At 65.1% G+C, this 26,168-nt stretch carries 22 protein-coding genes and 2 pseudogenes; 14 read left to right on the forward strand and 10 right to left on the reverse strand.

Features of this window, described 5'->3' with window-relative positions:
- Window positions 1-250: 250 nt before the first annotated feature.
- Window positions 251-661 (reverse strand): hypothetical protein, encoded by a 411-nt coding sequence (locus QM789_RS09425; RefSeq protein WP_420351667.1) that lies wholly within the window; start codon window positions 659-661, stop codon window positions 251-253.
- Window positions 662-759: 98 nt separating this feature from the next.
- On the opposite strand from QM789_RS09425, the gene moaA reads away from it, so the two are divergent.
- Together moaA and QM789_RS09435 are read left to right on the forward strand one after the other, a co-directional pair.
- Complete coding sequence (moaA, locus tag QM789_RS09430; RefSeq protein WP_420351668.1) at window positions 760-1,764, forward strand: GTP 3',8-cyclase MoaA; 1,005 nt, start codon at window positions 760-762, stop codon at window positions 1,762-1,764.
- 21 nt (window positions 1,765-1,785) lie between these two features.
- Entirely contained in the window at window positions 1,786-2,193 is a 408-nt protein-coding gene (locus tag QM789_RS09435) for a universal stress protein (protein WP_420351669.1), read from the forward strand.
- A gap of 63 nt (window positions 2,194-2,256) precedes the next feature.
- Here QM789_RS09435 and QM789_RS09440 read toward each other — a convergent pair whose 3' ends face one another.
- Window positions 2,257-2,478, reverse strand: coding sequence for a hypothetical protein (locus QM789_RS09440; protein ID WP_420351670.1), 222 nt, complete (start codon window positions 2,476-2,478; stop codon window positions 2,257-2,259).
- A pseudogene (gene argE, locus QM789_RS09445) lies at window positions 2,475-3,630 on the reverse strand (acetylornithine deacetylase). Before argE ends, QM789_RS09440 begins: the two are co-directional and overlap by 4 nt.
- Window positions 3,631-4,117: 487 nt before the next feature.
- On the opposite strand from argE, the gene cyoA reads away from it, so the two are divergent.
- The 5 genes from cyoA (at window position 4,118) to QM789_RS09470 (ending at window position 8,907) form a co-directional block, all read left to right on the forward strand.
- Window positions 4,118-5,170, forward strand: a complete 1,053-nt coding sequence (cyoA, locus tag QM789_RS09450; protein ID WP_420351671.1) for a ubiquinol oxidase subunit II — start codon at window positions 4,118-4,120, stop codon at window positions 5,168-5,170.
- Window positions 5,160-7,151: a cytochrome o ubiquinol oxidase subunit I gene (gene cyoB, locus QM789_RS09455; RefSeq protein ID WP_420351672.1), complete on the forward strand. Its 1,992-nt coding sequence runs from the start codon at window positions 5,160-5,162 to the stop codon at window positions 7,149-7,151. Before cyoA ends, cyoB begins: the two co-directional genes overlap by 11 nt.
- Window positions 7,148-7,756, forward strand: a complete 609-nt coding sequence (gene cyoC, locus QM789_RS09460) for a cytochrome o ubiquinol oxidase subunit III (RefSeq protein ID WP_420351673.1) — start codon at window positions 7,148-7,150, stop codon at window positions 7,754-7,756. The genes cyoB and cyoC overlap by 4 nt, the downstream gene beginning before the upstream one ends.
- Window positions 7,756-8,142 carry a cytochrome o ubiquinol oxidase subunit IV gene (gene cyoD / locus QM789_RS09465; RefSeq protein ID WP_420351674.1) on the forward strand — a complete coding sequence of 129 codons (387 nt, stop codon included), beginning with the start codon at window positions 7,756-7,758 and terminating at the stop codon, window positions 8,140-8,142. The genes cyoC and cyoD overlap by 1 nt, the downstream gene beginning before the upstream one ends.
- 63 nt (window positions 8,143-8,205) lie before the next feature.
- Entirely contained in the window at window positions 8,206-8,907 is a 702-nt protein-coding gene (locus QM789_RS09470; protein ID WP_420351675.1) for an SURF1 family protein, read from the forward strand.
- Here QM789_RS09470 and QM789_RS09475 read toward each other — a convergent pair.
- Entirely contained in the window at window positions 8,904-9,845 is a 942-nt protein-coding gene (locus tag QM789_RS09475) for a DMT family transporter (protein WP_420351676.1), read from the reverse strand. The two genes, QM789_RS09470 and QM789_RS09475, sit on opposite strands and share 4 nt — an antisense overlap.
- Window positions 9,846-9,998: 153 nt before the next feature.
- Between QM789_RS09475 and QM789_RS09480 the strand changes: the two genes are divergently transcribed.
- A complete protein-coding gene (locus QM789_RS09480) occupies window positions 9,999-10,361 on the forward strand; it encodes a phasin family protein (RefSeq protein ID WP_420351677.1) in 363 nt (120 codons plus the stop codon).
- 431 nt (window positions 10,362-10,792) lie between these two features.
- Window positions 10,793-12,634 (forward strand): PHA/PHB synthase family protein, encoded by a 1,842-nt coding sequence (locus tag QM789_RS09485; RefSeq protein ID WP_420351678.1) that lies wholly within the window; start codon window positions 10,793-10,795, stop codon window positions 12,632-12,634.
- Here the strand turns inward: QM789_RS09485 and mnmA are convergent.
- Window positions 12,631-13,770: a tRNA 2-thiouridine(34) synthase MnmA gene (gene mnmA / locus QM789_RS09490; protein WP_420353278.1), complete on the reverse strand. Its 1,140-nt coding sequence runs from the start codon at window positions 13,768-13,770 to the stop codon at window positions 12,631-12,633. The genes QM789_RS09485 and mnmA overlap by 4 nt on opposite strands.
- A gap of 130 nt (window positions 13,771-13,900) precedes the next feature.
- On the opposite strand from mnmA, the gene QM789_RS09495 reads away from it, so the two are divergent.
- From QM789_RS09495 to recG, 4 genes are all read left to right on the forward strand, one after another.
- Complete coding sequence (locus QM789_RS09495; RefSeq protein WP_420351679.1) at window positions 13,901-14,179, forward strand: DUF1153 domain-containing protein; 279 nt, start codon at window positions 13,901-13,903, stop codon at window positions 14,177-14,179.
- A gap of 95 nt (window positions 14,180-14,274) precedes the next feature.
- Complete coding sequence (ctrA, locus tag QM789_RS09500) at window positions 14,275-14,988, forward strand: response regulator transcription factor CtrA (protein ID WP_420351680.1); 714 nt, start codon at window positions 14,275-14,277, stop codon at window positions 14,986-14,988.
- A 128-nt stretch (window positions 14,989-15,116) separates the two neighbouring features.
- Window positions 15,117-17,189, forward strand: coding sequence for an NAD-dependent DNA ligase LigA (ligA, locus tag QM789_RS09505; RefSeq protein ID WP_420353279.1), 2,073 nt, complete (start codon window positions 15,117-15,119; stop codon window positions 17,187-17,189).
- A complete protein-coding gene (gene recG / locus QM789_RS09510; RefSeq protein ID WP_420351681.1) occupies window positions 17,186-19,273 on the forward strand; it encodes an ATP-dependent DNA helicase RecG in 2,088 nt (695 codons plus the stop codon). The genes ligA and recG overlap by 4 nt, the downstream gene beginning before the upstream one ends.
- A 288-nt stretch (window positions 19,274-19,561) precedes the next feature.
- Here the strand turns inward: recG and QM789_RS09515 are convergent, their stop codons facing one another.
- A complete protein-coding gene (locus QM789_RS09515; protein WP_420351682.1) occupies window positions 19,562-19,984 on the reverse strand; it encodes an iron-sulfur cluster assembly scaffold protein in 423 nt (140 codons plus the stop codon).
- Between the two features lie 60 nt (window positions 19,985-20,044).
- On the opposite strand from QM789_RS09515, the gene hisI reads away from it, so the two are divergent.
- Window positions 20,045-20,401, forward strand: coding sequence for a phosphoribosyl-AMP cyclohydrolase (gene hisI, locus QM789_RS09520; RefSeq protein WP_420351683.1), 357 nt, complete (start codon window positions 20,045-20,047; stop codon window positions 20,399-20,401).
- Here hisI and gluQRS read toward each other — a convergent pair.
- From gluQRS to gyrA, 4 genes and pseudogenes are all read right to left on the reverse strand, one after another.
- On the reverse strand, window positions 20,388-21,233 hold the full coding sequence (gene gluQRS, locus QM789_RS09525; RefSeq protein WP_420351684.1) for a tRNA glutamyl-Q(34) synthetase GluQRS: 846 nt from the start codon (window positions 21,231-21,233) through the stop codon (window positions 20,388-20,390). The genes hisI and gluQRS overlap by 14 nt on opposite strands.
- Window positions 21,221-22,550: pseudogene (gene trmFO / locus QM789_RS09530) on the reverse strand (methylenetetrahydrofolate--tRNA-(uracil(54)-C(5))-methyltransferase (FADH(2)-oxidizing) TrmFO). The gene gluQRS and the pseudogene trmFO overlap by 13 nt, the downstream one beginning before the upstream one ends.
- Before the next feature lie 36 nt (window positions 22,551-22,586).
- On the reverse strand, window positions 22,587-23,276 hold the full coding sequence (locus QM789_RS09535) for a hypothetical protein (RefSeq protein WP_420351685.1): 690 nt from the start codon (window positions 23,274-23,276) through the stop codon (window positions 22,587-22,589).
- A gap of 91 nt (window positions 23,277-23,367) precedes the next feature.
- Complete coding sequence (gene gyrA / locus QM789_RS09540) at window positions 23,368-26,103, reverse strand: DNA gyrase subunit A (protein ID WP_420351686.1); 2,736 nt, start codon at window positions 26,101-26,103, stop codon at window positions 23,368-23,370.
- Window positions 26,104-26,168: the final 65 nt, after the last annotated feature.

The following is a 26,168-nucleotide window of genomic DNA, read 5'->3' on the forward strand; positions in this document are numbered from 1 at the left end:
TTTCCCCCTTGTCATTTTGCCGGGGCCGGGCCCCGGCAGGCAGGTGTGGCTTAGCTTCCTTAGCACCGCGTAATAAAGTTTCACAAGCGAGAACTCAGGGCGTAATGCCGCAAAAAGGCGCGCGGGACGCCATTTCCTGACGGTATACCTTGGGATACGGGGTTTTCACGCGATGCCAAGGGGTTAGGGCGCGCGTGAATTCCGCGCCGCGGCGACGGGCTTCCCACCCGGCCGGACCACGCGGCTGGGGTCAGTTCAGCGCAAAGACGGTCAGTTCCGGCAGATCGGTCAGCGACCCGCCGAGCAGCCGCATCGAGGCGAGCGACAGCATCGACCCGACGCCCTGTTCGCCGCCCGTCGGCAGCAGATCGACCTGGACCGAGGCGCCGGTCTTGTCGTTCACGACCCGGCCCTTGGTTTCCTTGGAGACCAGCGGCGTGCGCAGCCAGAAGCCGGGCTGCGTCGGATCGCCCAGCGTCGCCACCGTTTCGCCCAGGCGGCTCTCTCCGGCCAGCGGCTGTTCCAGAAGCGGCTTGGTCGGATCGACGGTAGCCCCGACAATCGTTGGCGGTGCGCCATCGCGCGATTTGCTGCGCTTCATGCAGCCGGAAACCGCGACCGCCGCGATCAGCACGATCAACCCCGCCTTCGCGATCTTCATTCCCGCTCTCCCGTCATGGCTGGGGCGCAAACTAGGGCAGGGCGCGCGCCGCCGCAACCGCTCTTGCCGCGGGGGCTGTGCTGCACTAGGTCTGGCGGATGGAGACGGCGCCCCTCATCGACCCTTTCGCGCGCGAGATCAGCTATCTGCGGGTCTCGGTGACGGATCGTTGCGATTTCCGCTGCACCTATTGCATGGCGGAACATATGCAGTTCCTGCCGAAGCGCGACCTGCTGACGCTGGAGGAACTGGACCGGCTTTGCTCTACCTTCATCCGGCTGGGCGTGCGCAAGCTGCGCGTGACCGGGGGGGAACCGCTGGTGCGGCGCGACATCATGACCTTCTTTCGCGCGATGGGGCGGCATCTGGAGAGCGGTGCGCTGAGCGAACTCACGCTCACCACCAACGGCTCGCAACTCGCGCGGTTTGCCGGGGATCTGGCGGCGGTGGGGGTGCGGCGGGTGAATGTCTCGCTCGATACGCTGGACGCGGACCGCTTCGCCGCCGTCACCCGCTGGGGGCGGCTGCCGCAGGTGCTTGAGGGCATCCGCGCCGCAAAGGCCGCGGGGCTGCGGGTCAAGATCAACACCGTCGCGCTCAAGGGCTTCAACGAGGACGAACTGTTCCGCCTTGTCGATTGGTGCGGCGCCGAGGGCCATGACCTGACCTTCATCGAAGTGATGCCGATGGGCGAGATGGAGGAGGCCGATCGGCTGGGCCAATACTGGCCGCTGACCGATCTGCGCGCGCGGCTGGCCGGGCGCTACCGGCTGATCGACCTGACCGAGCGCACGGGCGGCCCGGCGCGCTATGTCCGGCTTCAGGAAACCGGGCAGAAGATCGGTTTCATCACGCCTCTGAGCCATAATTTCTGCGAAAGCTGCAACCGGGTGCGGGTGACCTGCACCGGCGAGCTTTACATGTGCCTGGGGCAGGAGGATCGCGCCGATCTGCGCTCCGTCCTGCGCGCGTCGGACGATGCGGCGGTGGCGGCGGCGATCCGTGCGGCAATTTCGCACAAGCCGAAAGGGCACGATTTCGACTATTCCCGGGCGCGGATTTCGGGTCAGATGAGCCGGCACATGAGCCACACGGGTGGCTGAGCGCACAATGGAAGGAATCCGATGTATACGAACATCCTTGTCCCCGTCGCCTTCGACGATGAACACAACCCCGACACCGCGCTGAACGTGACGCGGGCGCTGGCCTCCGAAGGGGCGAAGGTGACACTGGTCCATGTCATGGCGGATGTGCCGGGCTATGCGGTGTCTTACATGCCGCCGGGATATTCGAACGATCTGCGCAAGACGTTGCAGGGTTCGCTGACCAAGCTGGCGGAGGAATTCGGCAATGCTACGGGTGTGCTGCGCGAGGGCAATCCCGCGAACGAGATCCTGAAGCTGGCCGAGGAAACCAAAGCCGATTGCATCGTGATCGCCTCGCACCGGCCGGGGTTCGGCGATTATCTGATCGGCTCGACCGCCGCGCGCGTGGTGCGGCATGCGCATTGCTCGGTGATGGTGCTGCGCTAAGGGGTTGGACCGAGGTCCATTTTCGACCCGTCCGAGAACCGGCCGAGCCGGAAGCGCGTCAGGTCATGGCCCGACGCGCGCCCCTGCATCATCGGCCATCACCCGCCCGATGCCGAAGCCATGCCCCGACAGGTCCGGCGCCGTCTGTGCGACCGGGGAACGCACGGAAAGCTGCCGCAGCCGGATCCCATGCCCCTGCGCGAACAGCCCCGACCACGCCGCCACCACATCCGCCTGCGACGGCGGCGGGCCGGGATAGGCCACCCGGTCGGCGAGCGGGATCATTGGCACAGCCTGTCGACCAGACGTTCCATGAAGGCCCAGCCCTCGGCGAACTGGCTCACCGCCAGCCATTCGTCGGGCTGGTGCGCCTGTGCGATGTTGCCCGGCCCGCAGACCACGACGGACCAGCCCCGGGTCTGGAACTGCCCGGCCTCAGTCGCGTAGCTGACGACATGGGTGTCGTTGCGGCCGGTGAGCGAGAGTGCCAGCGCCTGCGCCGCGCCGCCGGGTTCGGGGGCGAGGGCGGGGAGGGTGAAATCCTCGATCACCTCGATATGGGCCTCGGGGCGGATCGCCTTCATCCCGGCCTCGACCTCGGCCACCTTGGCCAGCAGCGCGGCGCGCCAGTCGTCCAGGCTTTCGCCCGGGATGACGCGGAAGCCGACGTCGAATTCGCACAGTTTCGCGGTGATGTTATGCGCGGTGCCGCCGTGGATCGTGCCGGTGTGGACGGTGGTCCAGGGCGGATCGAAGGGCGCGCCGCGTCCCGCCGCCGCACCCTCGGCATTCATCTCGTTGACCCAGCTCAGGATCTTCGCCGCCTCCAGGACCGCCGAAACGCCGGTGTGCATGATGGAACTGTGGACCTCGAACCCATGCACCCGCACCCGCCAGGCGCCGGAGCCCTTGTGCCCGGTGACGGTACGCATTTCGGTGGGCTCGCCCACGATCACGGCGGCGGCGCGGGGCAGGGCCTTCATCGCCTCGATCATCGGAATGCAGCCGAGGCAGCCCAGTTCCTCGTCATGGCTCAGCGCGAATTGCAGCGGGCGTTTCAGCGGGCGCTCCGCCGCCAATGCCAGCGCCGCCAGCGCCAGCGCGTCGAACCCCTTCATGTCGCAGCAGCCGCGCCCGATCAGCCGTCCGTCGCGCTCGGTTACCGTGAACGGGTCCGTGGTCCAGTCCTGCCCCTCCACCGGCACCACGTCGCTGTGGCCCGAGAAGCATCACGCCGCCCTCGACCGCCGGGCCGACGCAGGCGTAAAGGCTTTCCTTCCCGGGCTGCGCCGGATCGGGCAGCCGCACGGCCCGGATCCCGCGCTCCGCCAGCCATCCCTCGACCCATTCGACCAGCGCCCGGTTCGGGCCGCTGGACACGGTGGGGAAGGCAACGAGCCGGTCGAGCAGCATCCGGGCGGTGGCGAGATCGGTCATCTTGGGCTCCTGTATGGGAAGACGGTCGAGCGTTGCGCCACGACCGGGCAAGGTCAACCCCCGGCGCGTGAGTCCCGTGAGCGGGCGTCGATCGGGTCTCGGGGGCTGCCCGATTTAACAGCCGGTTAAGCCTTGTCTTCAGCGCATGGCTGATATGCGCGATCGGCTGGGAGATTGCTGCGCCGCAGCCATGGGTTTAGCGTGACGGGCGAGCGGTCTTGTGCTTCTCCCCTGCAATTTACCTTGAATCTCAGATATATGTTTGACCGTGGCGGCGGCGTCGCTGCCAACATATATGAATTCATGAGTATTTTTGCGGTGATAGCCCTGCGCGGGGTGCGACAGAATGTCCCATGACGAACCCCGTCCAAGGCGCCTAAGGCGCGCATATTGCTCCGCTCAGGCGCATGCCATGGCGGAGTCCATCCCAGTTCCCAGCCCGTCGGGGAATTCCCCGCGCGGGCCGGAATTGCCCAAGAGGCCGGATTTGTTGAAACTGCCCAAACTCCTCCTGATGCTGCCTGTGGCGGTATCGCTGGCGGGATGTCAGTATGACGTGCTCCTCCCGAAGGGGTGGGTCGGCGCCGAACAGCGCGACCTGCTGATCATCTCCACCCTCCTGATGCTGATCGTCATCATCCCCGTTCTGGTGATGGCGGTCTATTTCCCGTGGAAATACCGCGCCACGCGCACGGACAATTCGGATTACGATCCGGAATTCCACCATTCGACGAAGATCGAACTGGCCGTCTGGGGCGTGCCGATCCTGATCATCCTCGTGCTCGGCTGGCTGACCTATGTCTATACCCACCGGCTCGACCCCTATCGCGCGCTTGATCACGGCGGCGAGCCGCTGGTCGTAGAGGCGGTGTCGCTCGACTGGAAATGGCTGTTCATCTATCCGGAATACGGCGTTGCCTCGGTGAACGAACTGGCGATCCCCGTGGGGCGGCAGGTGCAGTTCAAGCTGACCTCCTCGACGGTGATGAACACCTTCGTGGTGCCCGCGCTTGGCGGCATGGTCTATTCGATGGCCGGGATGCAGACGCAGCTCCACCTGATCGCCGATCACGAAGGCACCTATGCGGGCCGTTCGGCGCATTACTCGGGGCCGGGCTTCTCGCATATGACCTTCGACGCGAAGGCGATGAACGACGCCGATTTCGCGGCCTGGATCGAAGCGGCGAAGCCGTCGCCCGCGCTTGATACCGCAAGCTATCTGGCGTTGGAAAAACCGTCGATGAACGTGCCCGTGGGCCATTTCGGCACCGTCGAGGCGGGGCTTTTCGACCGGATCGTCGGCATGTGCGTCGAACCCGGCAAGGTCTGCATGGGCGAAACCATGATGCAGGACCAGATGGGCGGCGGTGGCCTGCACGGCATCGGCGACAAGGACAAATACAACTACGACGACGAGCGCACGATCGACGGCTTCGGCAACCCGATGCCCGCCCAGCCCGCTCCGCTGGCGCCGAAGGCGCATGGCGGACATGAGCAGATGTCCTCGGTCGAAACGGAGGGGCAGCATAATGGCCACTGAAATCAATCCCTATGTCGGGCCGGTGTCGCCGATCTTCGGCCGGCTGACGCTCGACTGGATTCCCTATCACGAACCGATCCTCGTGCTGACCTTCTCCGCCATCGTGGTGGGCGGGCTGGCGCTTCTGGCGGCGATGACCTACTTCCGGCTCTGGGCGCCGCTGTGGAAGGACTGGATCACCACGGTCGACCACAAGAAGATCGGGATCATGTACATGATCCTCGGCTTCGTCATGTTCGTGCGCGGCTTTGCCGATGCGATCATGATGCGCGCGCAGCAGGCGCTGGCTGCGGGCGGCGCCGAAGGCTATCTGCCGCCGCACCACTACGATCAGGTCTTCACCGCGCATGGCGTGATCATGATCTTCTTCGTGGCGATGGCCTTCATCACCGGGATCATGAACTACGTCATGCCGCTTCAGATCGGCGCGCGCGACGTGGCCTTCCCGTTCCTGAACAACTTCTCGTTCTGGATGACGGTGGCCGGGGCGCTTCTGGTGAACATCTCGCTGTTCATCGGGGAATTCGCGCGTGTCGGCTGGCTGGCCTTCCCGCCGCTTTCGGGCAAGGATTTCTCGCCGGGGCCGGGGGTCGATTACTACATCTGGGCGTTGCAGATCGCGGGTGTCGGGACCACGCTTTCGGGCATCAACATGGTCGCGACCATCTTCAAGATGCGCACGCCGGGGATGAAGCTGTTCGACATGCCGGTGTTCTGCTGGACGACGCTGTGTGCCAACGTGCTGATCATCGCCGCCTTCCCGGTGCTGACCGCGACGCTGGTGCTGCTGACGCTGGACCGTTACCTGGGCACGCACTTCTTCACCAACGACCTTGGCGGCAACGCCATGCTGTATATCAACCTGATCTGGATCTGGGGCCACCCGGAAGTCTACATCCTGATCATCCCGATCTTCGGCGTGTTCTCGGAAATCTCGGCGACCTTCTCGGGCAAGCCGCTGTTCGGCTACAAGACGATGGTCTGGGCGACCTGCTGCATCATGGTCCTGTCCTTCATCGTGTGGCTGCACCACTTCTTCACCATGGGGTCGGGGGCGAGCGTCAACACCTTCTTCGGCATTGCCACGATGATCATCTCGGTGCCGACGGGCGTGAAGATCTTCAACTGGCTCTTCACCATGTATAAGGGGCAGGTGCGGTTTGAACTGCCGATGATGTGGACGATCGCCTTCATCGTCACCTTCACCATCGGCGGCATGACCGGTGTCATGCTCGCGATTCCGCCGGTCGATTTCCAGCTGCACAACACGCTGTTCCTCGTGGCGCACTTCCACAACGTCGCGATTGGCGGGGTGGTGTTCGGTGTCTATGCGGCGGTCAACTACTGGTGGCCCAAGGCCTTCGGGTTCCATCTTGACCGGAAATGGGGCGTGCGCGGCTTCTGGCTGTGGATCATCGGCTTCTATCTGGCCTTCATGCCGCTTTACGCGCTTGGCCTGATCGGGGTGACCCGCCGGATCAGCCAGTATCAGGACACGGCCTGGCAGATCTACTTCGTGATGGCTGCGATTGGCGCGGTGTTCATTCTGGGCGGCATCCTGTGCAACTTCGCGTCGATGTTCTTCGCGGTGCTGAACCGCAAGAAGCTCGCCTGCGGGTCGGATCCGTGGAACGCGCGGACGCTGGAATGGGCGACCTCTTCGCCGCCTGCGCCCTACAACTTCCCGGAAACCATCCATGTGCGCGGCCTCGACGAGTTCTGGCGCATGAAGCAGGAAGGCTTCAAATGGTCCGGTCATTACACGCCGATCCACATGCCGCATTACACCGCGGCGGGCGTGCTGATCGCGGCGGCGTCGCTGGTCTTCGGTTTCGCGATGGTGTGGTGGATCTGGTGGCTGGCGGCGCTGTCCTTCGTGGCCATCGTCGGCATCGCGATCGCGCATACCTTCAACTACAACCGCGACTATTACATCCCGGCGGCTGACGTCGCGGCGATGGAGAAGGGAGCCACGGCATGAACGTGATCACCCCCACCACGGCGCAGGAGCTTGCGCACGCGGAGCATCATCACGAGAGCCCGACGCCGATCGGCTTCTGGATCTACCTGATGAGCGACTGCATCATCTTCGGATGCCTGTTCGCCACCTATGCGGTTCTCGGCAACAACTTTGCCGGGGGCCCGGGGCCGAAGGATCTGTTCGAGCCCGGCTTCGTGGCGTGGGAAACCGCGCTGCTGCTGATCTCCTCGGTTACCTTCGGGCTGGGTATGCTGCGGGCCTCCGCGGCGGACCTGACCGGCACGATCCGCTGGCTGATCGTGACCGGCCTGTTCGGCGCGGGCTTCATCGCGATGGAAGTCTACGAATTCCGGCACCTGCTCCATATCGGGGCCGGACCGGACCGTTCGGGCTTCCTGTCGGCCTTCTATGCGCTGGTCGGCACGCACGGGCTGCATGTGACCTTCGGCCTGATCTGGCTGATCGTTCTGACGATCCAGCTCAAGATCCACGGCCTGCGGGAGGAGAACATGCGTCGGCTCAGCACGCTGAGCATGTTCTGGCACTTCCTCGATCTGGTCTGGATCGGGGTGTTCTCCTTCGTCTATCTGGTGAGGCTGGTCTGATGGCGCATTCCGAAACCCATTCGCACGGCACCATGTCGCAACTGATGATCGGCTTCGCGATGGCGGTCGTGCTGACGGTCGTGCCCTTCGTGCTGGTCATGTCCGAAGTGGAGATGAGTCGCACGCTGCTGGTCGGCATCATCATGGCGCTGGCGGCGGTGCAGATCATCGTGCATCTGGTCTATTTCCTGCATGTCAACCGGCATGCGGAGGGCGGCTGGACGCTGGCGGCGACGATCTTCTCGGTGGTGATCCTCGGGATCGTGCTGGCGGGGTCGCTCTGGGTGATGCACAATATGAACACCCACATGATGCCGCCGATGCCCGACATGGGCGGCGAGGTTCAGGGGCTGAGCCCCGAAGTGCCCGCCGGTCATTCGCACTGATCGCAACACAGCAACGCAAGGGGCCGGGTTTTCCGGCCCCTTCGTCATGAAAGGATCCCCCTGATGCGCCCGCGCTTTGTCCTCTTCACGCTTCTCGCGCTTGTCCTCTTCGCCGGGTTCGCCAGCCTGGGTGTCTGGCAGGTCGAGCGGCTGCGCTGGAAGACCGATCTGATCGCGCGGGTCGATGCCCGCATCCATGCCGAGCCGGTGCCCGCGCCGGGTCCGGCCGACTGGCCCGGCCTGACGGCGGAAAGCGCCGAATACCGCCGGGTGGTGCTGCGCGGCCATTTCCTGAACGGGGACGAGGTGCAGATCTATACCCCCACCGACTGGGGCCCGGGCTATTGGGTGCTGGTACCGCTGGCGCGCGACGACGGCACGGTGGTGATGGTCAACCGTGGGCTGGTGCCCGAGGACCGGCGCGATCCCGCGACCCGGCCCGCGCCCGAGGGCGAACAGACCGTCATCGGCCTGTTGCGGATGCCGGAGGACCGGGGCTGGCTGTTTTCGCGCGCGAACAATCCGGAGGCGCGGCAGTGGTATCGCCGTGACATCGCGTCGATCACGCAGACGCTCGGGCTGAAGGACGCCGCGCCCTATTTCGTGGATCAGGAGTTGGGCGATCCCGCCGCCTGGCCGCGCGGCGGGCAGACGGTGGTCAGCTTCCGCAACGCGCATCTGAGCTATGCGCTGACCTGGTTCGGCCTTGCGGCCTTTGTCGCCTTCGCCTGGGGGCTGGTGCTGCGCGGCGAGCGGCGGCGCTAGTCCTTGCGCATGGTCACCGGGCCAAGGCGCGTCGTGCCGCCCATCGCGCGCGGCTCGGGCACCCGGCGGGCCTGTTCGCGCAGCAGCGTCAACAGGCCCGACCCCATGATCAGCACGATGCCGAGGGCCGTCGGCAAGTCGATCCGGTCACCCCAGATCAGCCAGCCCAGAACGATCGCCCAGAGCATCTGGCTGTATTGCGTCGTGCTGATCCATGCGGCGGGCGCGTGAAACGCGGCCTGCATCAGCAGCACATTCGCCAGCGCCGCAAACAGGCCGTAGCCCGCCAGCCGCAGCCATTGCCCGGCATCGGGCCAGACAAAGCCCGGGATCGCCGCCAGCCCGCACAGGATCACCCCGCCCATCACCCCCGCGCCGATCAGCGACAGCCGCGTTTCGCGCCCGCCCACCGCGCGGTAGGTGACGACCGAGACCGCGCCGCTCATCCCCGCGACCAGCGCGCCGAGATGGCCGATCGTCAACTCCCGCATCCCCGGCCGCAGCACGATCAGTACGCCGACAAAGCCCAGCACCACCGCGAACCAGCGCCGCGGGCCGACCTGTTCCTTCAGCCACAGCATCGAGATCACCGTCACGAAGGCCGGTTGCAGGAAGATCAGGACGAAGGCCTCGGCCATCAATAGATGGGTGAAGGCGGTGACCGACCCGATCACCCCCACCGGATAGGAGATGAACCGCAACAGCCACAGCGGCCGGTCGACGGTGCGCCAGACATCGCCGGGCCGCTCGCCCCTGCGGCGCAGGAAGGGCAGGACGGCCAGCCCGAAGACCGCGCCGAAGAAGGCTGATTCGTAAGGCGGCAACCCGCCCTCGATCAGCTTCACGCAGGCATCCGAAAGGGAAAAGGCGGCAAAGGCAGCGAATCCGAGCAGCACGCCTGAGGTTGGGGATGTCGGGACAGGGGGTTCGGCGGGCATGGCGGCTCCGGGGCTGGAAGGCCCGCGTTCATTCTCCCGCATCGGGCGGAGGTCAAGGGGGTCACGGAAACATGCGTTTGTCACAGATCAATATCGGGACCGGAACGTGATGCTATGGTAATGTTCGGTTAATGGGAGGGAGAGGAGATCGGCATGACCCGAAAGACACCGACGGATATGATGGGCAGCTTCTCGGAAGCATTCAAGAACGCGCCGCTGCCTGACTGGACCGCGCTCGTCAAGCCGCAGGCGCGGGTGGCGGAGGCGATGCTGCGGCACAATATCGAGACGCTGGAATTCCTGAAGGCGCGTTGCGAGCGCGACCGCGATTTCCTCGCGGCGCTCGGGCGTGCCGAGAGCCCGACCGATGCGATCGGCCTGTGGCAGGGGTTCTGGCAGAAGATGCTGGCGGATTATGCCAGCGAGACGGACAAGCTCGCCGCTTCGGCAGCCACCCTCGCGCAGGAGACGATCCGCAGCGCGACCGATGGGGCGGGCAAGGGCAAGGCCGAGTAATCGGTCCAGAAGGCTCCCGGCCCGGGCCGGGAGCGCATTGATCGGAGGCGAAGGTGGCAGGACGCGGAGCGGGTAGTGGTGGTCGGCGGTCGGCAGGCCAGGGGCGCAGCAGGGCGGAGGCGCGCCGCGCTCCGCGCAAGGCAGGAGAGACCGCGGGGGAGGACATCGCGCCGGAACCGTCTGGGGCAAGTCCCGCTCAGCCCGAGGCACAGGCTCTGACTGCTGGCCAGGAGCTACCGGGTTCCGGTGGCGCCGAGCAGGCTCCGCCCCGCGCGCCGGTTGACGATGATGATACGCCGCAGGCCCCGCGTGCCCGCCGCAAGCCGGTGGCGGCTGATACGGCGCAGATTCCGCCTGGGCCGGTTGATGATGCGCCGAAGGCCTCGCGCGCCCGCCGCAAGCCGGTGGCCGAAGCGGTTGCTGATCGCGCGGTGAAGGCCCCCCGCGCGCGCCGCAAGATGGCGGAGGCCGAAGCGCTTCCGGTCGAGCCGATCGCGCAACTGCCCGCGCGGATTGAGCCCGGGGTTCCGGCGCTGCGGGAGGCGCCGCGTGTGCCTGCCGAGGATGCTTTCCGCCGGTTCGACCGCTACCTTCATGCGCTGATGGGGCGGTCGGAGAACGGCATTTCGCCGCTGTCGCTGGGAATGGCCTGGATGGATTGGGCGGCGCATCTGGCCTTCAGCCCGGGCAGACAGGCCGAATTGCTGTGGAAGGCGGCGCAGGACGGGCAGCGTCTGGCCGCCTGGGCCGCAGGCGCGGCGACGGGGGACGACCCCGGCCCGGCACCGGCCAAGCCCGACCGGCGCTTCAGCGCGCCCGAATGGAACCGGTTCCCGTTTGCCGTCTGGGCGCAGCGGCATCTTCTGGCGGAACAACGGTGGAAGCGGGCGGTTTCGGACCTGCCCGGGGCAGACAAGCACCATCTGCGGCTGGTCGATTTCTACGGGCGGCAAATGCTCGACATGCTGTCGCCGTCGAATTTCCTGGCCACCAACCCGCAGCTTATCGCGCATACGGTGGACGAAGGCGGCGCCAACCTGATGCGCGGCGCGCAGTACTGGGTGGAGGATGCGGTCCGGAAACTGTTGCGCGTCGATGAGCATTCCGTCGAATTCACCCCGGGGGAGGAGGTCGCCGCGACGAAGGGCGAGGTGGTCTATCACAACCGCCTGATCGAACTGATCCAATATGCGCCGACGACCGGGACGGTGAAGCCGGTGCCGCTGCTGCTGGTTCCGGCCTGGATCATGAAATACTATATCCTCGACCTGACGGAACAGGATTCGCTGGTCAAATGGCTGGTGGACCGGGGCTTTACGGTGTTCTGCATCAGCTGGAAGAACCCGGGGCCGGAGGATCGCGATCTCGGTTTCGATGATTACCGCAAGCTGGGCGTGATGGCCGCGCTCGATGCGGTGACGGCGATCACCGGCGCGCCGAAGGTGCAGGGGCTGGGCTATTGCCTTGGCGGCACGCTGCTGGCGGTCTCGGCTGCGGTGATGGCGCAGAACGGGGACAACCGGCTCGCGTCGATGAGCATGTTGGCCGCGCAGGTCGATTTCGACGAGGCGGGCGAGTTGAGCCTGTTCACCAACGAAGACCAGCTTGCCCTGCTGGAAGACATGATGTGGGAGCAGGGCGTTCTGGGCAAGGAGGCGATGGCGGGCACCTTCTCGATGCTCAAATCGCAGGATCTGATCTGGTCGAAGATGGTGCGCGAATATGTCATGGGCGAGCGGGAGCTGCCCTCGGCGCTTGGCGCATGGTCGGATGACGCGACGCGGATGCCCTATCGGATGCATTCCGAATATCTGCGCTGGCTGTTTCTCGACAACGATCTGGCGGAGGGGCGGATGCAGGTCGGTGGCAACCACATCTTCCTTCAGGACATCAAGGTTCCGGTTTTCGCCGTGGCGACGGAGCGTGACCATATCGCGCCCTGGACCTCGGTCTACAAGCTGACCTGGCTGCTGCGATCCCCGGTGACTTTCGCGCTGGCTTCGGGCGGGCACAATACCGGCATCGTCGCCGCGCCGGGCAATCCGAAGGCGAAGTTCCGGATGATGACGCATGTCCCCGGGCGCAGCCATCCGGGCCCGTCCGATTGGGCGGCGGCGGCACCACAGCAACCGGGAAGCTGGTGGCCCGCCTGGGCGGACTGGTTAAGCGAGCAGGACCGGGGCGAGCCCGTCGCGCCGCCGCCGATGGGTAATGCCGGGGCGGGCTATCCCGTGCTGTATCCCGCGCCCGGAAAATATGTGATGCAGCGTTAGCGGCCCTTCCAGATCCAGCCCCCGCCGAGGATCCTGCTGCCTTCCGCCTCGTAGAAGACGCAGGCCTGGCCGGGGCTGACGCCCTCTTCGGGGGCGAGGAGTTCGACCTCGGCCTCGGTCGCGCTGAGCGGGCGCAGGATCGCTTCGCGTGGCGGGCGGGTCGAGCGCACCTTGACGAGGACATGCCATTCCGGCCGCGTGGTCAGCGGCGTGTCGCCCAGCCAGTTGATTTCCCGCACCGGAACGATCCGGGTGGCGAGCGCTTCCTTTGGCCCGACGATGACGCGATGCGTCTCCGGGTCGAGCTTCACGACATAGAGCGGATCGCCCAGCCCGCCGATGCCAAGCCCCCGGCGCTGGCCGATGGTGTAGTGGATCACGCCGCGATGGGTGCCCAGCACGTTGCCGTTCAGATCGACGATCTCACCCGGGTCGGCGGCGCCGGGGCGCAGTTTTTCGATCACGCTGGCGTAGTTGCCGTTCGGCACGAAGCAGATGTCCTGGCTGTCGGGCTTGTCCGCCACGGCAAGGCCGTATTTCGCCGCCAGTGCCCGGGTCTCGGCCTTGCTGTGCAGATGGCCGAGGGGGAAGCGCAGGAAGGACAACTGCTCCGGCGTGGTCGAGAACAGGAAATAGCTCTGGTCACGATTCGGATCGGCCGCGCAATGCAGTTCCGGCCCGTGCGGGCCCGTCTTGCGCTGGATGTAGTGCCCGGTCGCCATGCAATCGGCATCGAGGTCGCGCGCGGTTTCCAGCAGGTCACGGAACTTCACCCGCTCGTTGCAGCGGATGCAGGGGACCGGCGTCGCGCCCGCCAGATAGGCATCGGCGAATTCCTCGATCACCGCCTCGCGGAAGGTGTTTTCGTAATCCAGAACGTAATGCGGGAAGCCCATCGCCTCGGCCACGCGGCGCGCATCGTGGATATCCTGCCCGGCACAGCACGCGCCCTTCTTCGCCAGCGCAGCGCCATGGTCGTAAAGTTGCAGCGTGACGCCAACGACGTCATAGCCCTCTTCCTTCAGCATCGCCGCCACGACGGAGCTGTCGACGCCGCCCGACATCGCCACGACGACTCGGGTCTCGGCCGGTGGTTTCGGCAGCCCGAGCGAATTCAACGGGATAGGCGGGTCCATGCGCATCTGGCGGTCCTTTCGCGAGAACCGAAGGAATATATGAAAATGCTAAATACTCTCAAGTCCGCGTTTCACTGGTCGTTAAGTCGCTCCCCGCATCGTGACCCGCATGGAGTGAAGGGGTGCGACCATGTATCTGAAGAAAGTCGACGGTCCGCGTTCGGTCACATTGCCGAACGGGATCATTCTGACCCGGGCCGATCTGCCGCCCAGCGACACGAGGCGGTGGGTTGCCTCGCGCAAGGCGACGGTGGTGAACGCGGTGACCTACGGCCTGATCTCGCGGGCCGAGGTGCTGGAGAAATACAACCTGTCCGAGGAAGAATATGACATCTGGGCCAATGCGGTGAGCAAGCATGGGGTGGCTGGCCTGAAAGTCACAGCGATCCAGAAATATCGACAACTTTAGGTTGCGACGGCGAAAAAAGCTGCGACAGTAACTCCGTGTTAACCAGTTGATGCAACGTTGATTGGTGATTGAGTGATTAACGCGGAGCACCCACAATGCGGATTCTGTTGGTGGAGGACGATCCGACGACCTCTCGCAGCATCGAGCTGATGCTGACCCATGCCAATCTGAATGTTTATTGCACAGATTTGGGCGAGGAGGGGATCGATCTTGCCAAGCTTTATGACTACGATTTGATTCTTCTGGACTTGAACCTTCCCGACATGAACGGGTTGGAGGTGCTGCGGCAGCTGCGTCTGGCGCGGGTCGAGACGCCGATCCTGATCCTGACCGGGGCGGACGATACCGACAACAAGATCAAGGGCTTCGGCTCCGGCGCGGACGACTACATGACGAAGCCGTTCCACCGGGAGGAGTTGATCGCGCGGATCCACGCGATCATCCGCCGGTCGAAGGGGCATTCGCAATCGGTCATCAAGACCGGCAAGATTGCGGTGAACGTCGATGCGAAGACGGTGCAGGCGGCTGGCAAGACGGTCCATTTGACCGGCAAGGAATACCAGATGCTGGAACTGCTCAGCCTGCGCAAGGGCACGACGCTGACCAAGGAAATGTTCCTGAACCACCTCTACGGCGGCATGGACGAGCCCGAACTGAAGATCATCGACGTCTTCATCTGCAAGTTGCGCAAGAAGCTGGCCGAAGCGACGGATGGTGATAATTACATCGAAACCGTCTGGGGCCGGGGCTATGTCCTGCGCGATCCGGATCAGGGGGAGATGGGGCGGCGCATCGCGGCTTCGGCCTGAGCCCTCTGGACGACCTTCCCGGCTGTCCCTAAGGATTGGGGACAGCCGAGGAGATGCCCATGACAGAGGAAACCACGCCGGACCCGGTCGCGGGAGAGGATGTTTCCCGTGCGGATGCGCCTGACGAAATGGCGCGTCTGACCCGTGCGGTGGAGGCGGCGAACACCGCCTATCACACGCTCGACGCGCCTGAGATTTCGGATGCGGACTATGATGCGCTGAAGCGCCGCCTTGCGGCACTTGAGGCGCGCTTCCCCGATCTCGCGCGCCCTGACAGCCCGACGCATCAGGTCGGAGCCGCAGTGGCGGAGGGATTCGGCAAGGTCGTCCATGAAATCCGGATGATGAGCCTTGAGAACGGCTTTTCCGAGGAAGATCTTCGCGATTTCGATGCGCGCGTGCGCAGCTATCTGGGCCTTGGGCCGGAAGCGCCGCTGGACTATACGGCGGAGCCGAAGATCGACGGGCTTTCGCTGTCGCTGCGTTACGAGGCCGGGGTTCTGGTTCGGGCCGCAACCCGGGGCGATGGAGAAGTCGGTGAAAACGTTACCGAAAACGCCCGTACCATCGCCGATATTCCACAACGGCTCGAAGGGGCTCCGGCGGTCCTGGAGATCCGGGGCGAGGTCTATATGGGCCATGCCGATTTCGAGGCGCTGAATGCGCGGCAGGCCGAACGCGGGGACCGGACCTTTGCCAATCCGCGCAATGCGGCGGCCGGTTCGCTGCGCCAGTTGGATCCCCGGATCACGGCAGGGCGGCGGCTGCGGTTCTTCGCCTATGCCTGGGGGGCGCTGTCCGAACCGCTGGCCGATACGCAATCCGGTGCGATTCAGCGGCTCGCGGCCCTTGGCTTTCAGACGAACCCGCTCACCCATCTGTGCCACGGCCCCGAAGAGATGCTGGCGCAATACCGCCTGATCGAGGACCAGCGCGCGACGCTGGGCTATGACATCGACGGCGTTGTCTACAAGGTCAACGATCTGGCCCTGCAACGCCGGCTGGGGTTCCGTGCCACGACACCGCGTTGGGCGCTGGCGCATAAATTCCCGGCGCAACTGGCCTGGACGCGGCTGGAAAAGATCGAAATCCAGGTCGGCCGCACCGGTGCGCTCAGCCCGGTGGCCCGTCTGTTGCCGGTGACGGTGGGGGGCGTCGTCGTTTCGAACGCCACGCTGCACAACGAGGATTACATCGCCGGGCGCGATTCCCGCGGCGGCGAGATCCGCGGCGGCAAGGACATCCGCGAGGGCGACTGGGTGCAGGTCTATCGCGCGGGCGACGTGATTCCCAAGGTTGCCGATATCGACCTGTCCCGGCGCCCACCGGAGGCGGTGCCCTATGTCTTCCCGGAAACCTGCCCGATCTGCGGTTCCGCCGCGATCCGCGAGGAGGGCGATTCCGTGCGCCGCTGCACGGGGGGGCTCAACTGCCCGGCGCAATCTCTGGAAAAGTTGAAGCATTTCGTCTCCCGGCAGGCCTTCGACATCGAAGGCCTCGGCCCGCGCCAGTTGGAGATGTTCTTCGCCGACAGGGATCTTCCGATCCGCGAGCCGGTCGACATCTTCATGCTGGAGGAGCGCGACACCGCCAATCTGGGCAAGCTGAAGAACCGCGACGGTTTTGGTGAGAAATCCGTCACCAACCTGTTCAAGGCGATTCGGGAGCGGCGCAACGTGCCGCTCAACCGGCTGATTTTCGCGCTCGGCATCCGCCATATCGGCGAGGAAACCGCCAATCTGCTCGCGCGTCATTACGGCAACTGGCCGGATTTCATCACCGCGATGCGCGCGGCGGACGACCGCGAGGGCCCCGCCTGGGCCGATCTCATGTCGATCGACGGGATCGGTGAAACCACCGCCGCCTCGTTGGTCGCCTCGCTCAACCATTCTGCCGACCGCGCCGCGATCGACCGGTTGATGGGCTATGTCAGTGCCGAACCCGTCGCGCAGCGCGTCGCGACGGATAGCCCTGTCGCCGGCAAGACGCTGGTTTTTACCGGTACGCTGGAGAAGATGACCCGGGCGGAGGCGAAGGCCCGGGCCGAGGCGCTCGGCGCCAAGGTCGCGGGGTCCGTCTCGGCGAAAACCGATCTGCTGATCGCGGGGCCGGGCGCGGGATCGAAGGCCAAAAAGGCCGCCGAACTCGGGATCGAGGTGATCGACGAAGACACCTGGCTGGCTTTGGCGGAGGGGGCATGAGCGGTCGCCCCGCCGTCCTCTTCCCGCTGTTCGCCGGGATCGAAACGCTGTCCGGCATCGGCGCCAAGACGGCGGCGGCCTTCGCGCAGATCGGCGTCACCCGACCGCGCGACATGCTCTTCACGCTCCCCCATGCGGTGGTCGACCGTCGGCCGGTGCCCTCGGTCCGTGCGGTTGCCCCACCAACCGTCGCGACGGTCGAGGTGACCGTCCTCGCTCATCTTCCGGCCCGCCGCCGCGATGGCCCATCGCGCGTGCTGGTGCAGGATGCCGAGACGGAATTCTCCCTCGTCTTCTTCCACGCCCGCGGTGACTATCTGGAAAAGACGCTCCCCATCGGCGCGCGCCGTCTCGTGTCGGGCAAGCTCGAAGCCTTCGACGGCATCGTCCAGATGGTTCACCCGGACCATATCCTCGCGCCCGAGAATGCCGCCGATCTGCCGGAGTTCGAGCCGGTCTATCCCCTCGCCGCCGGGCTGACGCAGCGCCTGATGGCCAAGGCCGCCGCCGGGTCTCTGGCGCGCCTGCCGCAGCTGGCCGAATGGATCGACCCCGGCTTGCTCGCGCGGGAAAACTGGCCCGACTGGGCCGGGGCCATGCGTGCCGCTCACCAGCCGCGCGGGGCCCAGTCGCTCGTGCAGGGCGCACCGGCGCGGGCGCGGCTCGCTTACGATGAATTGCTCGCGCATCAATTGACGCTCGCCCTGGCGCGCCGGACGCAACGCCGCCTCAAGGGGCGCGCGACGCGGGGCGATGGCCGCCTTCGGGCGCGCGTGCTGGCGGCTTTGCCTTGGGCGCCGACCGGGGCGCAGAGCCGTTCCGTCGCGGAAATCACCGCCGACATGGGCTCCGAACGGCGGATGAACCGGCTGCTTCAGGGCGATGTGGGTTCGGGCAAAACGCTGGTCGCCATGCTCGCGCTGCTCGTGGCGGTCGAGGCGGGCGGGCAGGGCGTGATGATGGCGCCGACCGAAATCCTCGCGCGTCAGCATCTCGACAGCCTCGCGCCGCTCGCCGCCGCCGCAGGGGTCCGGGTCGAGGTTCTGACCGGGCGCGACAAGGGCGCCGAGCGCGCCGCGAAGCTTGCCGATCTCGTCGCGGGCCGGATTCATATCCTTTTGGGCACTCACGCGGTGTTCCAGAAAGACGTTGAATTTCAGGATCTTCGTTTGGTTATCATCGACGAACAGCATCGTTTCGGCGTGTCGCAGCGGATGGAGCTGGGCGCGAAGGGCGAGCGGGTCGATGTTCTGGTGATGACCGCGACGCCGATCCCGCGCTCCCTCGCGCTCGCGCAATATGGCGATATGGACATCAGCCTGCTGGACGAAAAACCGCCTGGGCGCAGCCCGGTCCGCACCGCCCTGATGGCGACGGAACGGCTGCCCGAGGTCGTTGCCCATCTGAAGCGCGCCGTGGCCGAAGGGCGGCAGGCCTATTGGGTCTGCCCGCTGGTCGAGGAAAGCGAGAAGGTCGATCTCGCCTCCGCCGAGGAGCGGTTTCTCAGCCTGCGTGCCGCGCTTGGTGATGCCGTGGGGCTGGTCCATGGTCAGATGCCGCTGGCCGAGAAGGACGCCGCGATGGCCGATTTCGTCGCGGGCCGGACCCGGGTTCTGGTCGCGACGACGGTGATCGAGGTCGGCGTGAACGTCCCCAACGCTTCGATCATGGTGATCGAGCGCGCCGAGATTTTCGGCCTGGCGCAGCTTCATCAATTGCGCGGCCGGGTCGGGCGAGGTGCGGCGGAATCGACCTGCCTCATGCTCTATCAGGCGCCGTTGAGCGAGGCGGGCGAGCGCCGCTTGCGGATCCTGCGCGAGACCGAGGACGGTTTCCGCATCGCCGAGGAAGACCTTGCCATGCGCGGCGCGGGCGATGTGATCGGCACGGCGCAATCTGGTTTGCCGCGCTTCCGCATCGCTGATCTGGAACGGCAGGCCGGGTTGATGGCGGTCGCGCAGAGCGATGCCCGTGCGCTCCTGGAACGTGACCCCGACCTGAACACCCCACGCGGGCAGGCCGCGCGAGTGCTGCTATGGCTGATGGAGCAGGACCGTGCGTTCCGCCTCCTGGATGTTGGCTGAATGTTCTCACAAAGTTCTTTACAGATCGTAAGAATCATGAGAACAAATAAGCAACACGATCACGGAGGTTAAGGAATGCACAAGGATCTGCCCGCCAGTTTCGCCCGCAATCCCAGGTTTTGGCAGGACGCGCTCGGGGCGTTGTCGGTCTGCGTCACCTTCGTGGGCGTTTTGTATCTGCCCGGTCTGTTCTGAACTGCCTCGCGCTTTTGCGGCCCGCATGTCCCCGCGGTCCGCTTGCCCTGAAAGCGCTTCCTGCGCCGCCATCCTTGCGGTGGCGGCGTTTTTTCACACCAATGCCGCCAGCGTCGCGCGCGGTGCGAGCAGGATCGAGGCATGGCGGTTCGGATAGGCGCGCGCGGCCTGAAGAACGTCATAGCCCCCGAAAGGCGCGGCAGGAACAGGCCCGCCCGCCAGCATCGCGTCCAGTTCCGCGCAAAGCCGGGCGATTTCATCCCGCCCGCAGCCGATCACCTGCGCGCCGAAGATCGACGCCGACGCCTGACCGAGCGCGCAGGCCTGCACCTTCTGCCCGAATGCCGTGATCCGGCCATGATCCCGCCGCAGGGTCACCTCAACCGTTGAGCCGCACAGCGGCGCGCGCTCCCGTGCCTGACCGTCGAAGCTGGGCAAAAGCTGCGCATGCGGAATGCTGGCGGCGAGCGTCAGGATCTGCTGCGAATACAGCTTGAACAGGTCTGTGTCGCTCATGGCTTTCCCTCCGGCGGTTCGCGTCCTAGATAGGAGCGTCCCGCGACAGAGGAAAGCCCGATGCCCTTCGATCCCAGCAGTTTGAAATATGATGCCAACGGTCTGATCCCCGCGATCGCGCAGGATCATGCGACGGGCGAAGTGCTGATGATGGCCTGGATGAACCCCGAAAGCCTGCTGGAAACGCTCCGGACCGGGCAGGTCACCTATTGGTCGCGCTCGCGGCAGGCGTTGTGGGCCAAGGGGGCGACCTCGGGCCATGTGCAGAAGCTGGTCGAGTTGCGGATCGACTGTGACCGTGATTGCCTGCTGCTGCTGGTCGATCAGGCGGGGCCGGCCTGTCATACCAACCGGCGCAGCTGTTTCTATACGGCGCTGCGTGACGGCGAAGAGGTCGTGATCCTCACCCCGATGTAAGGCCGACCATGCGGCGGATGTCAGCCGGGCTGGCCCCCTCGGCGCGGTAAAGGGCAATGGCGCGGGCATCGTCCCGCTTGGCCAGTCTTTTGCCGTTTTCGTCGCGGATAAGTCTGTGATGACAGTATGTTGGGATTGTAAATTGAAGTAGTTTCTGAAGAGTGACGTGGATTTGCGTTGCGTCGAACAGATCTTCGCCCCGGGTCACGAGCGTCACGCCCTGCGCCGCATCGTCCAGCACCACCGAGAGGTGATAGGAGGTGCCCATGCCTTGCCGCGACAGCACGACATCGCCGACCTCGCGGATCATATGGTCGCGGGTGATGCGGTGAACGCCGCGATGCAGATCTCCGATTTCCGTGAATTCGCAATCTGTTGCAGCGCGTTCCATATGTAATCTGAGAACTGCGTCTGGTAGTGGACCCTTGGCCTTTTGTCCGCGGCAGGTGCCGGGATAGACGATCCCATCCGGCCCAAAGCTGACGCCTTCCTGCGGCGCCGAAGCGGCCAGTTCGATATCCCGCCGGGTGCAGGTGCAGCGGAACAGAAACCCGTCTTTCCACAGTTTTTCAAGATGATGCCGGTAGATGTTCAGTCGATCCGACTGCCGCATCACCGGCCCGTCCCAGGTCAGCCCCAGCCAGCGCAGATCTTCGTAGATCTGCATTTCCCATTCCGGCTTAGACCGCTGCCGGTCAATATCTTCGATCCGCAGCAGGAACCGCCCACCGCTCGCCCGCGCCCGGTCATGGGCGACCATCGCCGCATAGGCATGGCCCAGATGCAGCGGCCCCGTCGGCGACGGCGCGAAGCGGGTGACTAGCGGAGCCATTCCGTGAACGCCGCCTTGGCACGGTCGGTATAGGCTTTGTAGCGGTCCTTGCGGCCGCGCCGCCCGGCCTTGGCGTCGATTGACGGGAACAGGCCGAAATTCACGTTCATCGGCTGGAAGGTCTTTGCCTCGGCGCCGCCGGTGATGTGATGGATCAGGCTGCCCATCGCGGTTTCGGGCGGCGGCGGCGGCAGGTCGCGCCCGAGGATCCCGGCGGCGGCCATCCGCCCGGCCAGAAGCCCCATCGCCGCACTTTCGACATAACCCTCGACGCCGGTGATCTGCCCGGCAAAGCGCACGCCCGGACGGCCGCGCAGCCGCATCCGGTCATCCAGAAGCGTCGGCGAATTGATGAAGGTGTTGCGATGGATCCCGCCCAGCCGCGCGAAGGATGCCTGCTCTAGCCCCGGAATCATCCGGAAAACAGCAGTTTGCGCGCCATACTTCATCTTCGTCTGGAAGCCGACGATATTGTAGAGCGTGCCGAGCGCATTATCCCGGCGCAATTGCACCACGGCGTAGGGCTTGACCTCGGGCCGATGCGCATTGGTCAGGCCGACGGGCTTCATCGGCCCGTGGCGCAGCGTCTCGCGCCCGCGCTCGGCCATCACCTCGATCGGCAGGCAGCCGTCGAAATAACCTGCGGTCTCGCCTTCGTGGAATTCGGTCTTCTCGGCGGCCAGAAGCGCGTCGATGAAGGCTTCGTATTGCGCCTTGTCCATCGGGCAGTTGAGATAGGCTTTCTGCTCTTCCTCGGTCTCGCCCTTGTCATAGCGGCTCTGGCGCCAGACCACGTTCATGTCGATCGACTCGGCATAAACGATCGGCGCGATGGCATCGAAAAACGCCAGAACTCTCGGCCCCGGTCGCAGCGCGGATGCTCTCGGCCAGCGCGCCGGAGGTCAGCGGCCCGGTCGCGATGATCCATTCTCCGGATGAAGGAAGCTCGGTAACCTCTTCCTCAGAAAAGGAAATCAACGGATGCGCGCGCAGGGCCGCAGTCACCGCCTGCGCAAAGGCGTCCCGATCCACCGCCAGCGCACCGCCCGCCGGAAGCTGATGCCGATCCGCCATCTGCATGATCAGCCCGCCGGCCGCGCGCATTTCCCAATGCAGCAGGCCCACGGCATTGCGCTCATCATCGTCCGAGCGGAACGAATTCGAGCAGACCATTTCCGCGAAATTTCCGGTTTGATGCGCGAAGGTGCCGACACCCGGGCGCATCTCGTGCAGAACGACCGGCACACCCAGCGAAGCCGCCTGCCAGGCAGCCTCGGATCCGGCCATGCCGCCGCCGATGATATGAAGCGTTTCCATGGGCGGGGATGTAGCGCCCCGCCCATGCGGTTGCAATCACAAGCCGGGAAGTATTTCTTGCAGCCCGCGCGTGCCAAAGGTCACGCCATGGCCCGCGCCGAACACGGCCTTGAGGCCCAGGGTCAGGAACACCTCGTTATCCGAATCCTCCAGCGAGGCGAGGCCGAGTTCCGCGCTCCCGATCAGGCCGGGGGTGAATTCATAGCGTGCCGTCGCGCCGAGGCGGGTCAGATCGGCATCGGCCTGAACGGTGGCGAATTTGGCGCCAAGGCCGAACTGGTCGTTCAGCGCATAATCGCCGTCCAGCGTGAGCGCATAGCCGTTGTCATGCCGCCCGTCGAGCCATGCCGCGGAAGCCTGATAGTTGATCTGGCCGAGTTGCGAGGCGAATTCCAGGCCGTAATTCTCAACCCGATCGTGGTGGATCCAGTCCTTGCCGACGAACAGACCCACCGAGGAGCTTCCCAGCCGATAGATCCCGTGCATCCCGAAGGTGGTGCCATCCCAGTCCGCCAGGCCGTAATAGCGTTGCTTCAGGTCGAATTGCGCGGCAAACTGTCCGAAGCCGAATTCGATGCTGCCGCCGAGCGTCGACTTGTGGATGTCGCGCGCCTTGCCGTCGGCGAGGGTGGAATGCTCTCCACCGACTTCGGCGCCGATGATTTCGGCGCCCGCAATGGAGGGAAGAAGCGCGGCACCAAGCGCCGCAATCAGGAATGTCCGCATCGTTAACCTCATGGCTCGGCAGTCTGTGCCGCCTTCGTTGGACCGGCTGGGCCGGGGTTGGCGCCCTGCGGGGAAGCCCCGCAAGGTGGGTTCACTCTTCGCCTTCAGGCTCTTCCTGATCGGCGATGCGCGCGACGGAGACGACTTCCTCCTCCGCACCGGTATTGAAGACCTTCACCCCGCCCGCCGAGCGCGAACGGAAGGAAATCCCCTCGACCGGACAGCGGATCGACTGTCCCGTCGAAGTGGCCAGCATGATCTGATCCGGCATATCGACCGGGAAGGAGGCCACCAGCGGCCCGCCGCGCATGGTCTTTTCAAAGGCCGTGACCCCCTGACCGCCACGCCCGCGCACGGGATAGTCATGCGAGGAGGTCAGCTTGCCCACGCCCTTCGCGGTGATGGTCAGGATCAGATCCTGCGCCTCCAGCATCGCGGCATAGCGGTCGTCGGAGAGGATGCCCGCGCCTTCGGTATCCTCTTCGTCGGACTCGGGCACCTCGCCGGGTTCCTCATCGGCGCCGAGTTCCATCCGGTAACGCTTGATGAATTCCGCGCGTTCCCAGGGTTCGGCGTCGAAATGGCGGATGACCGACATCGACACAACCTTGTCGCCCTCGGCGAGCCGCACACCGCGCACGCCGGTGGAGGACCGGCCCTTGAACACGCGCACCTCGGGGACGGGGAAGCGGATCGCGCGGCCCCCGGCCATCACCAGCATGATGTCGTCATCCTCGGTGCACATCCGGGTATCGACCAGGGTGACACCTTCGGGCAGTTCCATCGCGCGCTTGCCGTTGCGCATGACCTTGGCGAAATCCGACAGCGCATTGCGCCGCACGTCGCCGTCCGAAGTGGCGAAGAACACCTGATAGGCGTCCCATTCCGCCTCGGGCGCGTCCACCGGCATCAGCGAGGCGATTGAAACGCCTTGCGGGATCGGCAGGATATTGACGATCGCCTTGCCCTTCGACGTCCGCCCCGCCAGCGGCAGTCGCCAGCATTTCAGGCTGTAGACCATGCCGTCTGTGGTGAAGAACAGCAGTTGCGTATGCGTATTGGCGACGAAGAGCGTGGTCACCACGTCATCTTCCTTCGTCTGCATCGAGGCGAGCCCCTTGCCGCCGCGCCGTTGCGCGCGGAATTCGGCGAGCGGGGTGCGCTTGATATAGCCGCCCGAGGTGATGGTCACGACCATATCCTCGCGCTCGATCAGGTCTTCGTCGTCGAGGTCACCCGCCCAGTCGATGATCTCGGTCCGGCGCGGCACGGCGAATTGCGCCTTCACCTCGCGCAGTTCGTCCGAAATGATCGCCATGATCCGTTCGCGCGAGCCGAGAATATCGAGGTAATCCCGGATTTTGCCGGCCAGTTCCACCAGCTCGTCAGTGACTTCCTGCACCCCCATCGCGGTCAGCCGTTGCAGCCGCAGATCAAGGATCGCGCGCGCCTGCACCTCCGACAGGTTATAGGTGCCGTCGTCGTTCATCTCATGCAGCGGATCGTCGATCAGCCGAATGTATTCGGCGATCTCATGCGCGGGCCAGCGCCGCGTCATCAGCCGGTCGCGTGCCTCTGCCGGGTCTTTCGAGGACCGGATCGTCGCCACGACCTCATCGACATTCGACACCGCCACGGCCAGACCGCACAGGATGTGGCTGCGCTCGCGCGCCTTGCGCAACTCGAACGCCGTGCGCCGCGCCACCACTTCTTCTCGGAACGTGATGAAATGGCTGAGGAAATCGCGTAGCGTCAGGACTTCGGGCTTACCGCCGTTCAGCGCCAGCATGTTGCAGCCGAAAGAGGTTTGCAGCGGCGTGAAGCGGTAGAGCTGGTTCAGCACCACATCCGGCGTCGCGTCGCGCTTCAGCTCGATCACCACCCGCACGCCGACCCGATCGGATTCGTCGGCGATGTTGGAAATGCCCTCAAGCTTCTTGTCGCGGACCAGTTCGGCCATCTTCTCGATCATCGCGGCCTTGTTGACCTGATAGGGGATCTCGTCGACGATGATCGCGTGGCGGTCCTTGCGGACCTCCTCGATCCGGGTCTTTGCCCGGATGATGACGGAACCGCGCCCCTCCAGATAGGCCTTGCGCGCGCCGGAACGGCCCATGATCTGCGCGCCGGTCGGGAAATCGGGCGCGGGCACGATCTCCATCAGCGCCTCGGTGGACATGTCGGGATTCTCGATCAGCGCCAGCGTCGCGTCGATCACCTCGCCCAGGTTGTGCGGCGGGATGTTGGTCGCCATCCCCACGGCAATGCCGCCCGCACCATTGACCAGCATGTTCGGGAACCGCGCCGGAAGAACCGTGGGCTCCTTGTCCTTGCCGTCGTAATTGTCCTGAAAGTCGACGGTTTCCTTTTCGATGTCGGCCAGCATGAAGGCCGAAGGCTTGTCCATGCGCACTTCGGTGTAGCGCATCGCCGCCGGGGAATCACCGTCCATCGAGCCGAAGTTGCCCTGACCGTCCAGCAGCGGCAGGGACATCGAAAAGTCCTGCGCCATCCGCACCAGCGCGTCATAGATCGCCGCATCGCCATGCGGGTGGTATTTCCCCATCACGTCGCCAACCGGGCGGGCCGATTTGCGATAGGGCTTGTCCGACGTGTTGCCGGTTTCAAACATCGCGTAGAGGATGCGGCGGTGGACCGGCTTCAGACCGTCGCGCAGATCGGGGATCGCGCGGGACACGATCACGCTCATCGCGTAATCGAGATAGGCGGTCTTCATCTCCTCGGCGATCGAAACGGTCGGGCCGTCATAGGCGGGGCGCTTCGGCCCCTCGTCGAGGGTATCCGGCGTGTCGGGGGTATCGGTCACGAAGCTCGCTCGTTCTTCTAGATCTTGTTGACTGACCTTATAGCGCAATCAACCGTTTGGGCGCA

The organism is Paenirhodobacter sp., assembly GCF_047600745.1.
Taxonomy (GTDB): Bacteria; Pseudomonadota; Alphaproteobacteria; order Rhodobacterales; family Rhodobacteraceae; genus Rhodobacter.

Excerpts from the sequence above, each read along its gene's own strand:
- QM789_RS09475 (WP_420351676.1), bottom strand. The coding sequence starts at position 9,845 with ATGCCCGCCGAACCCCCTGTCCCGACATCCCCAACCTCAGGCGTGCTG.
- mnmA (WP_420353278.1), bottom strand. The coding sequence starts at position 13,770 with ATGGACCCGCCTATCCCGTTGAATTCGCTCGGGCTGCCGAAACCACCG.
- hisI (WP_420351683.1), top strand. The coding sequence starts at position 20,045 with ATGCCCTTCGATCCCAGCAGTTTGAAATATGATGCCAACGGTCTGATC.
- cyoB (WP_420351672.1), top strand. The coding sequence starts at position 5,160 with ATGGCCACTGAAATCAATCCCTATGTCGGGCCGGTGTCGCCGATCTTC.
- cyoD (WP_420351674.1), top strand. The coding sequence starts at position 7,756 with ATGGCGCATTCCGAAACCCATTCGCACGGCACCATGTCGCAACTGATG.
- QM789_RS09440 (WP_420351670.1), bottom strand. The coding sequence starts at position 2,478 with ATGATCCCGCTCGCCGACCGGGTGGCCTATCCCGGCCCGCCGCCGTCG.
- gluQRS (WP_420351684.1), bottom strand. The coding sequence starts at position 21,233 with ATGGCTCCGCTAGTCACCCGCTTCGCGCCGTCGCCGACGGGGCCGCTG.
- recG (WP_420351681.1), top strand. The coding sequence starts at position 17,186 with ATGAGCGGTCGCCCCGCCGTCCTCTTCCCGCTGTTCGCCGGGATCGAA.
- QM789_RS09495 (WP_420351679.1), top strand. The coding sequence starts at position 13,901 with ATGTATCTGAAGAAAGTCGACGGTCCGCGTTCGGTCACATTGCCGAAC.
- QM789_RS09515 (WP_420351682.1), bottom strand. The coding sequence starts at position 19,984 with ATGAGCGACACAGACCTGTTCAAGCTGTATTCGCAGCAGATCCTGACG.
- ligA (WP_420353279.1), top strand. The coding sequence starts at position 15,117 with ATGGCGCGTCTGACCCGTGCGGTGGAGGCGGCGAACACCGCCTATCAC.
- QM789_RS09425 (WP_420351667.1), bottom strand. The coding sequence starts at position 661 with ATGAAGATCGCGAAGGCGGGGTTGATCGTGCTGATCGCGGCGGTCGCG.
- ctrA (WP_420351680.1), top strand. The coding sequence starts at position 14,275 with ATGCGGATTCTGTTGGTGGAGGACGATCCGACGACCTCTCGCAGCATC.
- QM789_RS09470 (WP_420351675.1), top strand. The coding sequence starts at position 8,206 with ATGCGCCCGCGCTTTGTCCTCTTCACGCTTCTCGCGCTTGTCCTCTTC.
- QM789_RS09435 (WP_420351669.1), top strand. The coding sequence starts at position 1,786 with ATGTATACGAACATCCTTGTCCCCGTCGCCTTCGACGATGAACACAAC.
- QM789_RS09535 (WP_420351685.1), bottom strand. The coding sequence starts at position 23,276 with ATGCGGACATTCCTGATTGCGGCGCTTGGTGCCGCGCTTCTTCCCTCC.
- cyoC (WP_420351673.1), top strand. The coding sequence starts at position 7,148 with ATGAACGTGATCACCCCCACCACGGCGCAGGAGCTTGCGCACGCGGAG.
- QM789_RS09480 (WP_420351677.1), top strand. The coding sequence starts at position 9,999 with ATGACCCGAAAGACACCGACGGATATGATGGGCAGCTTCTCGGAAGCA.
- moaA (WP_420351668.1), top strand. The coding sequence starts at position 760 with ATGGAGACGGCGCCCCTCATCGACCCTTTCGCGCGCGAGATCAGCTAT.